The organism is Acinetobacter sp. CIP 51.11 (assembly GCF_000369665.1).
Lineage (GTDB): Bacteria > Pseudomonadota > Gammaproteobacteria > Pseudomonadales > Moraxellaceae > Acinetobacter > Acinetobacter lwoffii_S.
In genome coordinates this window covers 24,872-39,228 of the sequence record NZ_KB850127.1, presented here as the reverse complement: position 1 = coordinate 39,228, position 14,357 = coordinate 24,872, and the positions used below count along the sequence as shown (strand labels likewise).

General features: G+C 43.5%; 8 protein-coding genes. 7 read left to right on the top strand and 1 reads right to left on the bottom strand.

All coding sequences use genetic code 11. The features are described 5' to 3' along the window. The first annotated feature begins 301 nt into the window (after positions 1-301). Positions 302-1,534 carry an ATP-binding protein gene (locus F894_RS00180; RefSeq protein ID WP_005021600.1) on the top strand — a complete coding sequence of 411 codons (1,233 nt, stop codon included), beginning with the start codon at positions 302-304 and terminating at the stop codon, positions 1,532-1,534. 273 nt (positions 1,535-1,807) lie between these two features. On the opposite strand, the gene F894_RS00175 is transcribed toward F894_RS00180, so the two are convergent. Beyond that, on the bottom strand, positions 1,808-2,137 hold the full coding sequence (locus F894_RS00175) for a DUF4236 domain-containing protein (RefSeq protein ID WP_005245156.1): 330 nt from the start codon (positions 2,135-2,137) through the stop codon (positions 1,808-1,810). Between the two features lie 208 nt (positions 2,138-2,345). Between F894_RS00175 and F894_RS00170 the strand changes: the two genes are divergently transcribed. The 6 genes from F894_RS00170 to pglZ are packed head-to-tail and all read left to right on the top strand — an operon-like array spanning position 2,346 to position 14,342. Beyond that, the gene (locus F894_RS00170; protein WP_005245155.1) at positions 2,346-3,212 is read left to right on the top strand and encodes a helix-turn-helix transcriptional regulator; all 867 of its coding nucleotides are present in this window, start codon (positions 2,346-2,348) and stop codon (positions 3,210-3,212) included. 10 nt (positions 3,213-3,222) lie between these two features. Continuing rightward, positions 3,223-3,834, top strand: coding sequence for a DUF1819 family protein (locus F894_RS00165; protein WP_005245154.1), 612 nt, complete (start codon positions 3,223-3,225; stop codon positions 3,832-3,834). Positions 3,835-3,850: 16 nt separating this feature from the next. Beyond that, positions 3,851-4,426: a DUF1788 domain-containing protein gene (locus tag F894_RS00160; RefSeq protein WP_004758930.1), complete on the top strand. Its 576-nt coding sequence runs from the start codon at positions 3,851-3,853 to the stop codon at positions 4,424-4,426. Positions 4,427-4,467: 41 nt separating this feature from the next. Continuing rightward, the gene (gene brxC, locus F894_RS00155) at positions 4,468-8,148 is read left to right on the top strand and encodes a BREX system P-loop protein BrxC (RefSeq protein WP_005245153.1); all 3,681 of its coding nucleotides are present in this window, start codon (positions 4,468-4,470) and stop codon (positions 8,146-8,148) included. Positions 8,149-8,194: 46 nt separating this feature from the next. Continuing rightward, positions 8,195-11,674, top strand: coding sequence for a BREX-1 system adenine-specific DNA-methyltransferase PglX (pglX, locus tag F894_RS00150; protein ID WP_005245152.1), 3,480 nt, complete (start codon positions 8,195-8,197; stop codon positions 11,672-11,674). Between the two features lie 43 nt (positions 11,675-11,717). After that, positions 11,718-14,342 (top strand): BREX-1 system phosphatase PglZ type A, encoded by a 2,625-nt coding sequence (gene pglZ / locus F894_RS00145; RefSeq protein WP_005245151.1) that lies wholly within the window; start codon positions 11,718-11,720, stop codon positions 14,340-14,342. Positions 14,343-14,357 lie beyond the last annotated feature (15 nt).

Sequence of the window (14,357 nt, the reverse complement as noted above, 5' to 3'; positions counted from 1 at the left end):
TTAAGGCTGAGACCATCAGCACAACAAAAATGAGTTCCACTCTAGTTAACATATTAATTCCTTTTACTTTTCACTTAATTTATATAGCAGTTAAGTCGCAGCATCAATGACATAACATGACATGGAAAATAATCAAAAAAGATAGAATCTAGATTTTTATTACATTTACTATCCGTATACTTCAACAGCAGCTTTGAATGTTTCACTTAACCTTTAAACTTTTTCTAAAATTAAATATATTTACATATACATTCTAAAATTTGATAGAATTTATTAAAACTTTAGATTCTAAGTGTAAATAATGAGAAGCGCTAATATTCGACGTGATGGCTACTTAAAATTTCTGAATACATGGCAAGACCGTGATGTCATTAAAGTACTTTCAGGTGTGCGTCGCTCTGGAAAATCCACCTTATTGGCGATGTTTCAACAAGACCTAAAAGCACAGGGTGTACAAGCCGAAAACATCATTGCCATCAACTTCGAATTTATGGAATTTGAAGAACTCACCGATTACCGTAAACTACATGATTATGTATTGTCCAAAGTTGATAAAAGTAAAAAAAACTATGTTTTTTTAGATGAAATACAACATGTTACAAATTTTGAGAAAGTAGTCGACTCCTTATATGTTCGGGATTATATCGATTTATATATTACAGGCTCAAATGCATTCTTTCTAAGTGGAGAACTTGCGACTTTACTTACAGGACGCTATATCGAGCAACACGTTCTACCTCTGTCATTCCAAGAATTTAAACAGTGGCATATTGAAAATAATCCGATCATCCAACAATTATCCAATCGTGATTTGTATGCTATGTATACGCACAGTAGTTTCCCTTATACGCTTGCTATGACTAGCCAGCAGGAAACTTATGATTACTTGCAAGCGGTCTATGCCAGTGTAATGTTTAAAGATGTTATTCCCCGTTTGAATACTGCCGATATTAACTCTCTCGAGCGTGTCGCAAGATATTTGGCAAGCGTGACAGGCTCACCTATTTCCATCAATAAAATTAAAAATACCTTTGTTTCAAGTGGGGTTAAAATTTCATTTGAAACAGTAAAACGCTATATTCAGGGCTTACAGGACAGTTTGTTATTTTATAGTGCCGCACAATTTAAAGTACGCGGGCGTGAGTTATTACAATCCTCTGAAAAATACTATTTAGTTGATGTCGGATTGCGCCGGATTATGTTGCCTGATGCTAATGCTGATCAAGGTCATATCTTAGAAAATGTGATTTATCTTGAGCTTGTCAGACGAGGTTATACGGTCTATGTAGGGCGGGTTGATGAATATGAAATTGATTTTGTTGCTGTCGATACTTTACAGAATTTAACTTATTATCAGGTGGCATTAGAAACGCTCAATGAGGAGACACTCAGCCGAGAGTTACGTCCATTACAGAAAATTTCTGATTCGTATCCCAAGTATTTGCTTACCTTAGACACGATAGGGACTGAAGCGAATTATAATGGTATTGTAAAAATGAGTGCTCTCGATTGGTTGCTATCTGAAAATAAGTAAAGTTGAGGGTAGACATGGATACTCTTATTTATTAATTAAAACTCAAAGACTTTTCAGCATCATTCAAGAATGTATTCAAGCATAATTTCTGCTCCAATTGTAATGGATCGATTTACCTCGATTCGATTGAGTCAGACTATCATGATTGAGCCAGAGTCGCTTACTGAAAGTAGCGAGAATTGCGCTGGAGTTTCTGAAGGATCTTAATATCCTTAGTTTGCCCACTCACCCATGTGGGCATTTTTTTTTGATCAAAATACAATGTTGTTTTTGCTAAAAAATGACGGCACCCACAATAAAACACAATATTCCAAAAATAACCCAAGGCCATATCTTTGCCTTCGGTTGTTCTAAATTCTGAGGATCATATTCCGTGTGTTCTTGCGATGTCGGTTGTGGAACACGGGTCTTTTTAGAGTAAGGCTGGTGTTTAGAGTAAGACAGTCCCGTACCTGGAATACCAACACTGGTTCGAGTCCCTTTTTTACCAATATTTAGAGAAGCACCAGGTTTGCCAATGCTGGCACTGCTGATGCCTTTATGGGTCAGATTAATTTTAAAACCCGGGAATAATTTAATACTTTTACGAAATCTAAAACCCATATTGCTCTCATTCTAAAACTTAGCTCAATTCACGCGCTATACCAGGATCCATGATCTGCTAGAGATCGTACTTTGACGGCTATCATCAGGATACTAGTATATTTTTTATCTGGTGATTGCAATACTACCTTTAAATACCGTCAAAAATGTTTACTGTATATTTGCTGTAGGGTAATCTTAAAGCTGCTATTTATTGACTGATTGGTATATGACGACAGATAAGCATGAAGTCCTGCTACGAATGCGAGCGATTGAGCTGCTTGCTTACTGGGAAGGTCGTTTGGTTACCAATCGTTTAATGAGCTGGTTTGGGCTCAGTCGACAGCAGGCTTCTGCGGATATCAAGCGTTACAATACGCTGTATAACCCAGATGCCTTGGTCCATGATCCCTCCGTAAAAGGCTATGTGCCTAAAGCCACGTTTCAACCGGTGCTGACTACCGTACATATCAATGAATATCTCAATATGCTGTCAGGTTTGGTTAGTGAATCGCATACCCTGATTGCGACACCAGAACCGAATCTTGCAGCAGTTCAATTACCTGATCGCAGTGTACGTCCTGAAGTGATTCGGGAAGTTTTGCGTGCCTGCCGAAACCAAAACACTTTAAAAATGATTTATGCCTCGATGCAGAATCCGCAGTGGCATGAACGCATCATTTCCCCACACACCCTGGTGTATACCGGTTTCCGTTGGCATGTCCGTGCCTATTGCCATCAGAGCAAGCAGTTTAAGGACTTTTTACTCTCCAGGATTGATCGCACACCTGTTGTGGTGGCGATTGAGTCAGTAGACCCTGTTCAGGATCAACACTGGCATGAAGAAATTCTACTGACGCTGATCCCTAATCCAAAATTGAATGAAGCTCAAAAAGCGCTGGTCGAAAAAGACTTCGGCATGCCTGATGGCAGATTACAGATTCCGGTGAAAAAAGCCCTGGCTCACTATACCTTGCAGCGATATCAGGCCGCGATCACGCTGGCTGAGGCGGAAGATGCCTTGAAATATACCTTAGTGTTACAAGGTTCAGATATCGAAAAGCTGTCGTCTTACCTGTTTGATCAAGCTTCATAGGAGATTGGCTATGTTAGAACAATTTCATTATGACAGTGACCTGATTGGTGGTTCCCTGATGGTGCGTGAAAGCCGGCTGATCGCGGATCTGTTATTACGAGAAGCGACTCCAGAACAATGGCATCAGGCCATTCAGATTGACAATATTCTGCAAAAAAGAACGCCTGCTTCAGCTCAACGCAATGCCACCGCTATTCGTAAGCGTCTGGAGCGCTTAGAGCCTGATTTCTGGAAAGCACTACGTGATGGGGATGATGAGCTGGCGACCCAGGTGGCTTTTTGTAGCGCACTGGAACGCAACCTGTTGCTGCTTGAGTTTATGGAAACGGTGATGAGGGATGCCTATATCTCTCAGGCGCAATACTTGGACAGTTATATCTGGTCAGATTTTTTGGATGAACGCTCACAACGCGATCCGGATATCTGTGATTGGAAAGAGTCCAGCAAGAAAAAAATGGGGCAGGTGGTGTTTCGCATGCTGGCAGAAGCCGGTTACTTAAAAAGTACCCGTAAGCTGGAGTTGCAGCGCGTGATCGTCAGAGCAGAGCTGCGTAGCCTGTTGGAAGAACATTATAAACAACGCATTAAAAGATCTATGGAAGTGTCGGTATGGACGCGTTAGTTGTAGAGGGGCAGCAATGAGTCAAACAATACATGAGCGTCTGAACCAGATTCCAGAGCGAATTCTTTCCACTGAGTTTCTCACTGGACAAGGATTGGGTAATGAAATTGGCTTCTGGATTTTTGATTATGCACCTGAAGATGAGCTGAAAGTCCGCGAATATCTTCATTTTCTGGAAGGGATGCTGGAGAAAAAACACAGTCAGCTGAAGGTGGTGAATATTAATCTGCTACAAGCAGTGGTGGATTACCTGGCTGAGCGCAATTTCATTGATAAAGCGATCCAAATGCAAAAAGCCAAAGGCGATGAGGCACTGCTCAAGGCTCTGAAAGGTCCACTGCATATGGATAAGTTTGCGCCGTATCTGGTGAGCAAATATGCCACCAATGAGCAAGATATAGTGTTGATGACCGGGGTGGGGTCGGTTTGGCCACTGTTACGTGCCCATCACTTATTGAACAGTTTGCATTCGTTACTGGGGCATAAGCCAGTGGTGCTGTTTTACCCAGGCTATTACGACGGTCAAGCGATGAGTTTATTTGGAAAAATTCCAAGCAACAATTACTACAGAGCATTCAGATTAGTGCCTTAAACACGGCAAATAGAAATAAGAATTCGGGGGAATGGATTGAGATGAACATTAAAGAACTTTTTTACAAGCCATTAGATCGTGCGATTAACGGGGTGGTCAAGGCAGATCAGAATGACAATACCACGGTATATCAGGAACTTGATGAGTATGTGGTCACCAATGAACTGGAAAAGCATTTTCGGGACTTTTTCCAGTCTTATGGCACAGACCTGAGCGATCCTTCGATTGCCAATCGTGTCGGCGTGTGGATTTCAGGCTTCTTTGGCTCAGGTAAATCACATTTCCTGAAAACCTTGTCGTATATTCTGGCCAATAAAGTGGCACGTGACGCGGAAGGTAACGAACGCAGTGCTGCAGAATTCTTTGATGAAAGCAAAATCCGGGATGCGTTTATCCGTGCGGATATTGGTAAAGCGGTTAGTCATCATGCCGATGTCATCCTATTTAATATAGACAGTAAAGCCAGCTCCAATGATGATGGTAATCCGATTCTGAATGTGTTTTTACGCGTGTTTAACGAATATCAAGGTTTTAGTGCTGACCATCCACATATTGCACATATGGAACGTCACCTGAGCCAGAAAGGGGTGTATGAGCGCTTTAAACAGGCTTTTGAAGAATCTAGCGGCATGTCTTGGCTAGAAGAACGTGACGGCTATCAGTTCTATCAGGATGATGTCGAAACCGCAATTTCCCAAGCCCTCAACTTATCTGCTGAAGCTGCGCATAAATGGTTTGAGGATTCTGAGCAGACCTTTAGTGTTTCGGTTGAAAACTTCTGTCAGTGGGTGAAAGAATACCTGGACAGCAAAGGACCCCAGCAACGCATGTTGTTCTTGGTCGATGAAGTGGGGCAGTTTATTGGCAGCGATACCCGCTTGATGCTGACATTGCAAACCATTACTGAAAACCTGGGTACGATCTGTAAAGGCCGCGCTTGGATTATCGTCACCTCACAGGCAGACATCGATGCTGTTTTAGGTGAGATGTCTTCTTCCAAAGCCAATGACTTCTCCAAGATTGCTGGACGTTTTAAAACCCGTTTATCACTGTCCAGTTCCAATACCGATGAAGTCATCCAGAAACGTTTATTACGCAAAACCCCAGAAGCAGAAGCATTGCTCAGATCGGTGTTTGAGCAAAAGGGCGATATCTTAAAAAATCAGATTACCTTTGACCGTTCAGGTCCAACCCTCAAGAACTATGAGGGGCCAGAAAGTTTTATTCATAACTATCCTTTTGCGCCGTACCATTTCCAGCTGGTGCAAAAAGTATTTGAAGAAATCCGTAAAGTCGGTGCGACCGGTGCACACTTGGCCTATGGTGAACGGTCCATGCTGGATGCGTTCCAGATGGCCGCGAATGCGATTGCCACAGATGAAGTCGGGGCACTGGTTCCTTTCCACCGCTTCTATACTTCAGTGGAAGGCTTCCTAGATACAGCGGTTAAACGTACCATCGACCAGGCAGGGCAGAACAAGACCCTGGATGGTTTTGATGTGCAGATGCTGCGTACCCTGTTCATGATCCGCTATGTCGATATCATCAAAGGCACATTGGATAACCTGGTGACTTTGTCGATTGAGAAAATTGATGAAGATAAGCTGGCATTGCGCAAGCGTATTGAAGAGAGTCTGCAGCGTCTGGAAAAAGAGAGCCTGATTACGAGGAATGGCGATGAGTTCCTGTTCCTGACCAATGAAGAACGTGATATTACCCGAAAAATCAAAGCCACTGACTTAGCAGCTTCAGAAGAAAATAAAGAGTTAGCCAATCTGATCTTTAAAGATTTACTGCGCGATCAGAACAAATACCGCCATCAAGCCAACAAGATGGACTATCAGATTGGTCGTTTCCTAGATAGCCATAGCCTGGATGGCAAGTATGAGAGCGATTTGAAAGTTGAAATCATTTCTCCACTGGATACGGAATACAACCTCTACACTGAAGCTTACTGTATTGGTAAAAGTACTCAGGCCGAAGGACAAGTGCTGTTTAAACTGGCAGACGATAAACAGTTCTTTAATGAACTGCGCACCTGGCTGAAAACCAATAAATTCATCCGCTTAAATGATGATGGCACTCAGTCCGATATCAGCCGTATTCTGGCAGACCGTGGCCGTGAGAATCAGGAGCGTAAAAAACGCCTGCGTGCCCGGGTCGAAGAAATGTTGCTGGACGCGGAAAGTTATGCCTTGGGTCAACATCTACAACTTTCATCTTCAAGTCCAACCACCAAGCTGGATGAGGCCTGTCGTTATCTGCTGGAAAACACTTATACCAAACTGAGCTATTTGCAGGTCTATCAGCAGGATGCCTGGCGTGAACTGAACGCCGTCTTGACTGTGGATGATATGGCGCAGCTCGGATTGTCTCTGGATGGCGGACAGAGCAATCCGAAAGCCCTACAGGAAGTGGAGCAGTACATTGCACTACGGGCCACTGGTACAGAGCGTATTATAGTCTCAGATGTGATAGACCGTTTTGCCAAACGCCCTTATGGCTGGCCAGATGCCGAGATTTTACTGTTGGTAGGTCAGTTGGCGGCAATGGGGCGGATTTCACTGCAGTTAAATGGCGGCAGCTTACAGTTAAAAGATGCCTTTGAGCCTTTACAAAACAGCCGCCGTCGCCGTGATGTTTCCATTATTAAAAAGCGCCAGACTGATGATCAGGTATTGAAACAGGCACGCCAACTCACCCAAGAACTGTTCTCGGCTATGGGACCAGCGACTGAGAAAGAGCTATTTGAATTCTATTTGCAGCATTTTAAGACTTGGTTAGCCAACTTTAAATCGTATAAGAGTAAAACTGATGTTGGGCAGTTCCCGGGCAAGAAAGTGATTGAAAAGTCGATTCTGACTTTGGAGCGTTTGCTGGCCAATAGCGACAGCTTCGATTTCTTTAAGGCCGTGGTTGAGAACAAGGACGACTATCTGGATCTAGAAGAAGACTATCGTGATATTCATGAGTTCTTCAGCAACCAGATGCCAAGCTGGCAACAACTGCAACAAGCCTTGCGTCATTTTGAGAAGAACAAACAGGCACTGGGCAGTGATGAGGTGGCAAAAAAAGCCCTCTCCGAATTACATCGTATTGCCACCCTCGAATCGCCCTATGGCCTGTTAAATAAAGTGGCTGATTTGGTTCGCACAGTGGAAGGCGTCAATAAGCAATTGCTGACTGAGAAGCGCAATCAGGCGATAGAACACATTGATGACAAGATCAAGCAGTTAGAAGCCGAGATTAAAAACAGTGGCATCGCTAGCGCTGAGCTGAGTAACAAGCTATTACGCCCACTACAACTGCTGAAAACGGATATTGAAGTGGAAACTAGCCTGTCCACCATCTATATGCTGCAAACCCAAACCGCCGTGGAGCGTTTTGATGAAGCCTTGTATGAGTTGGAAAGCGAAGTTCAGGCGGAAATCCAGCGTCAGGCCAAAGCGGCACAACTGGCTAAGAGCAAAGCAGAGAGTGTAATCAACACTGCAACCATCTCCAGCCCAGTTACATCAACACCTGCTGCGATTCCGGTACAGCCTGCGACAGCCGTAGTGCCACCGAAACCAGTGGTGGAAGTTGATGTCGCGAGCATTTACAGCAAAACCTCCAGCAGTGTCTATCTGGAAACAGAAGAATCAGTGGATCAGTTTGTAGACGCACTCAAAGCTGAACTGAAAAAAATTGTGAGTGATAAAAAGCGTGTGCGTATCCGCTAACTTGGGTTAGGGATATCGGCTTCAGTCATTGATTAAAGGTTTAACCATGAATACCAGTAATATTAAAAAATACGCACCGCAAGCACGAAGTGATTTTATCGCAGCCATGCGCAAGCAGGCCGCCAAATACGGCATCACCGCAGACCGCATTTTACCGGCTGAACAGAAAGGCGACTTGTTGCTGATTGGCGATCAGGTTTTTCCGCTATCCGTCATGAAATCTCGTGACAAGCTGATCAAACGCATTCAAACCAGCAGTTTTGAGCAGACGATTGATTATATCGCTTACAGTTGGTTTAACCGTCTCTGTGCCATTCGCTATATGGAATGCAAAGGCTTACTGGATCATGGTCGCCGTGTACTGAGTAGTGCAGATGGTAGTGCAGGCTTGCCACAGCTTCTGGAAGAATGTCTGGATATCGACCTACCAGGTTTAGATGTCAGCCGTGTGGCTGAGCTTAAGCTGGATGGCAATAAAGACGAAGAGCTGTATCGAGAGCTGTTATTGGCGCAGTGTCATGTGTTGAATCAGGTCATGCCACTGCTGTTCGAACAGGTTTCTGATGAGTCTGAACTACTTTTACCGGATAACCTTACCAAAACCGATTCGTTGATCCGTGATTTAGTGAGCAGCATTCCGGAAGAAGACTGGTCGGATGTGCAGATTATTGGTTGGCTGTATCAGTTCTATATTTCTGAAAAGAAAGATCAGGTGATTGGTAAAGTCGTCAAGAGTGAAGACATTCCTGCAGCGACACAACTCTTCACCCCAAACTGGATTGTGAAGTATTTGGTGCAAAACAGTGTTGGTCGTCTATGGATGATGGCACATCCAGAAAGTACGCTAGCGAGTAGTTGGGAATATTATATTCAGCCGGCGGAACAAACGGATGAGGTCAATGCCCAGTTAAAACAGCTGATTGATGTGCGGATCAGTGAAGATGGCGATACCTTAAACCCTGAAAGCATTACAGTACTCGATCCGGCTTGTGGTTCGGGGCATATTTTAGTGGAAGCCTATGACTGCTTAAAAGCAATTTACTTAGAACGTGGTTACCGTAGTCGTGATATCCCACGTTTGATTCTGGAAAATAACCTGTACGGGATTGATATTGATACCCGAGCGGCACAGCTCTCTAGCTTTGCATTGTTAATGAAAGCCCGTGAGGATGACCGTCGTTTATTTAGCAATCCACCGAAGCTCAATATTATTGCGTTACAGGACAGTCAGCCAGAACGTTTGGATGCATTTAGTCAAGATTTAGTCAGCGCCAACATTGCGCAGGCAGATTTAAAAGAATTATTAGACCTATTTGAACATGCTTCGACCTTTGGTTCTTTGATTCAAATTCCTCAAGCATTCGCTAACAAACTGCCTGATTTAGAAAGCAAGCTGAATACAGCAGTAGAATCAGGGGATATTTTTGCGCAGCAGTCAGCACAAGAACTGTTACCTTTAGTCCAGCAAGTTAAATTACTCGCTAAACAATATGATGCCGTGATTGCCAACCCGCCGTATATGGGCGGTAAGGGGATGAATACAGCACTTAAAGATTTTGCCAAAAAGAAATTCCCAGACAGCAAGTCAGATCTGTTTGCCATATTTATTGAGCGTGGCTTTGTATGGTGCAAAGCCAGTGGCTTTAACAGCATGGTGACCATGCAAAGCTGGATGTTCTTGTCATCTTATGAGGCAATGCGTGAAAAGCTGTTACAAGATCGTACGATTCAGACCATGGCACATTTAGGTGCTCGAGCATTTCCTGAAATATCAGGGGAAGTCGTACAAACAACAGCTTTTGTCATGCAAGGGCAACATATAAATGGATTTAAGCCAGTATTTTTTAGACTTGTAGATACAGGGCAGGATCAAAAAGAATCAGAACTAAGATCAGGACTTAATCGTTTTGACTCTACGATTCAAGATGACTTTAAGAAAATTCCGGGTAGTCCTGTGGCTTATTGGGTAAATAAAAGACTTTTTGATGTTTTTGAAAAAGGTGAGCTTGTAGGAGAAAAAGCTAAAAAAGGATTTACTTCAGGTGATAATGAAAAATTTATTCGTTATTGGTGGGAAATCGATGGTTATAAATTCTCTATAATGAGTGGTACAAAATGGTATCCGACTCAAAAAGGGGGGGAGTTCCGTCGTTGGTATGGAAATTATGATAGTGTGGTCAATTGGGAGAATAATGGATCAGAAATAAAAAATTTTAAATTTGATAATGGCAAACTACGTTCTGTTATTCGTAACGAAAGATTTTATGGCTTATCTGGTGTAACTTGGACTGATGTGTCAAGTGGTTTGTTAAGCATGAGATATGTACCAAAAGGATTTATTTTTAATGCTTCGGGGCCCACAATCTTCTCTGATAACAATTTAATAGTGTTATCTAGCATGAATAGTAAATTAATAAGTAAATATGCTGAGTTTCTTTCACCCACATTACATTTTGAAGTTGGTCAAATCCAGAATTATCCTATTTTTCAGGTTACACAAGACATTGAAAATAATACTAAAAATCTGGTAAAACTTTCCCAAGTTGATTGGGATTCCTATGAATTCTCATGGGACTTTACCCAAAACCCAATTATTCGTACCCAACACTCAAACTTAGAACAAGCCTTTAATACATGGAAACAGCAAAATGCTGACGCCGTGGCTGAAATGAAACGTCTGGAAGAAGAAAACAACAAGCTGTTTATTGACGCTTACGGTTTGCAGGATGAACTGACACCCGATGTACCAGATGAACAGATCACTTTAACCCGTGCCGACCGTGAAAAAGACAGCCAGCGTTTAATCTCTTATGCACTTGGTTGCATGATGGGACGTTATAGCCTGGATGAACCAGGTCTGATCTATGCGCATGCAGGTAATCAAGACTTTGATGCCAGCCGTTATCAAAAGTTCCCAGCCGATGCGGATGGCATTATTCCACTGACCGAAATGCATTGGTTTGAAGATGATGCAACACATCGTATCCAAGAGTTCTTAACTGCTGTTTGGGGCAAAGAAACGCTGGATGCCAATATGCAGTGGCTCGCAGAAAGCTTGGATAAAAAAGCCAGTGAAACCGCTGAAGATACGATTCGCCGTTATCTAGCAAGCAAGTTCTATAAAGACCATATGCAGACCTATAAAAAGCGTCCGATCTACTGGTTATTCAGCAGTGGTAAACAGGGGGCTTTCCAGGCATTGGTGTACTTGCACCGCTATAACGAAAGTACCTTGGCACGTATGCGTACTGAATACGTCATGCCGCTGATTTCTAAAATGGCGGCTATGGTGAATTCTTTGCAAAGTGAAATCGAAAACAGTGATTCCGCTGCTGAAATTAAACGTAAAGAGAAAGAACTACAAAATCTGCATAAGCAACAGGCTGAACTGAGTAGCTTTGAGGAAAAACTGCGCCATTATGCCGATCAGCGTATTTCACTGGATCTAGATGATGGGGTGAAAGTGAACTATGGCAAGTTTGGGAACTTGTTGGCTGAAGTTAAAGCTGTGACGGGGGAGAAGTAATGAATAGCTTTTCTTCCACACTAGATCATGCAGAGGTGGTTGCATGAACTTAAGTCAACTTCAACAAGGCCTGGAACAAGCCTTTTATACTGAACAGCATCGAATTGTTTTTTGGTATGATGCAGAACAGTCATTTACTGAAGAAATCAAAGCCCTAGAGCTAAATGATGTCCATATTTTAAATATGGCAGAAGAATCCAACCTTGCGATCAAGCTTAAACTGGAACTGGAAGACCAGCAGGGCAAATACTTGCTGTATTTCCCAAGTGCTGAGCCTGAAACCGAAAAAGACTGGTTACTGGACATCAAGCTGTATTCACGTAGCTTCTATGCCGATCGTTTCTCAATTATTTTCAATGAGCTGGGTTTACAGCAGCAGAGTCTAAGAGAACATCTGGCCAAACGTGAAGAGTTCCTCAAAGCCAAAGCCCGTCTGAGCACCTTAAAACGCTATATCCAGCCTGATGCAGATGAACAGAATCTGGATATGGCCATGATTGCAGCTGTGGTCAAGGCTGACAGTGCCGAACTTATGCATATCGTTCTGGCACTGGCAGATGAAATGGTACAGCAGAACCTGGCTCTGGAAGTCAATCCAGACTCCTTTGCTGAACTGGAAAAATTCCAACTGGTGCCAGCTTTAGTCACCGCATTACAGACGGAAATTGGTTATCCAGCATCGGTTGAAGAATTGAATGGGGAAGCACCATTCAAGCTCGGTACGTTCTTTATCCGTTTGATGAGCACAGGTTTCTGTGAAAGCCTGGGCGATATACCGCTATGGGCTCAAGAACTGGTGATGTCATCAGTCAGCTCCCGTGCAACAGCCAGAGCCTTTTTGTCACGCTGGAGAGACAGCTCCAAATACTACCCAACCTTCGATACACTTTCCCAGACTGTAGCAAATGCGCTGCGTATCCAGGAGAAGGTCGGGGCTTTTGATCTGGAGCAGCTGCTCGATGTCATGACCTTTGAAGTGATTGAACAAAAGATCATTGTTGATTTGGCCAGTCATATCCCTGCAGCCGCCAAGGCTGAACTGGAACATTTCAAAACGGTTATCTCTACCCGTCTGGATGGCTATTGGGCTTCCAAACATAAGGATGATGCGACACGCCGTAAATACCGTACCGTCTATACAGCGTTGCAGGCAGCGATTGAGCTGTTCAGTCTGCGACTGCAGTTTGATTCTGGGTTCTATTTCGACTCCAGTGAAGCCTTGTATACAGCCTACGAGCAAGAGTTGTATCGCTTTGATATGGCCTATCGCCACTACAGTGCTGCTTCTCAACGCGCTCATGTCGATATCCTGAAAAAACTTGATGAAGAAGTCGAAAATTGCTATTCCTACTGGTTTATTGACCACTTGGCACGTAACTGGGGTGAGCGTGTAGAAGCTGAGCAACGCTTGAATGTCTGGAAAATGGCAGATATCCCAAATCAGCAGAACTTCTACGATACTCACGTCAGACCCTTACTCAGTTCTGCAACGAAACGCCGTATTGTGGTAATTATCAGTGATGCTTTCCGCTATGAAGCTGCGGTAGAGCTGCGTGATCGTATTAATGAAAAGCGTTATTCCGAAGCGACCTTGTCTTCACAGCTGGGCGTTGTCCCAAGTTACACCACACTGGGCATGGCCTCGTTATTGCCGCATCAGACTTTGGAGTACAAAGAGGCCGCAGGGGATGATGTTTTAGTAGATGGGCAGTCCAGCAAAGGGACTGCAGCACGATCCAAAATTCTGGCGGCCTATAATGGTCTGGCCGTGACCGCTGAAATGGTAAAAGGTTGGTCGCGTGATGAAGGTCGTGAAGCACTTAGAGACTATGAGTTGATTTACGTTTATCACAACGTGATTGATGCACGCGGTGACAGCGCCTCGACAGAATCAGAAACCTTTATGGCTGTGGAACATGCTATTGAAGAGCTGACTGAACTCAGCCGTAAAATTTTAATGCACTTCAATATTTCCACCCTGTTGATTACAGCCGACCATGGCTTCTTGTTCCAGCAAAGTAAACTGGAATCTGCGGATCGTTCAAGCTTGACTGAAAAACCTACCAATACATTGAAGAGCAAAAAACGCTATGTGATTGGGCATGGTTTACCAGAGAGCAAGGAAGCCTGGAAAGGCTCAACCCAAGCTACGGCAGGCACATTATCTGCGACTGATTTCTGGATTCCAAAAGGGGCGAACCGTTTCCATTTTGTAGGAGGCTCACGTTTCGTGCATGGCGGCATCATGCCTCAGGAAATCGTAGTGCCTGTACTAACGGTAAAACAGCTACGTGGTGAAAAGGCTGGACAGCGGACCAAGCGTAAAGTTGAGGTCATTTCTACCAAATCCACGCTGAAGATGGTCAATAACATCCAGAAGTTTGATTTGATGCAAACTGAAGCTGTCAGTGAGCTGGTCATGCCAGTGACTTTATCCATTGCCATTTATGATGGGGATCTCAAAGTTTCCAGTGAAGAAACTTTGACTTTTGATAGCAGTACCGACTCTGTTGCCGATCGGGTCAAACACGTCAGATTGTCATTGTCTGGCACTGATTTTGACCGTAAGAAAGATTACTTCCTGGTACTGAAGGACAAAGACCTGAATATCGAGATGCAACGCTATAAGGTCACCATTGATTTGGCATTTACCGATGACTTCTTCTAATAACGAATTAACGAT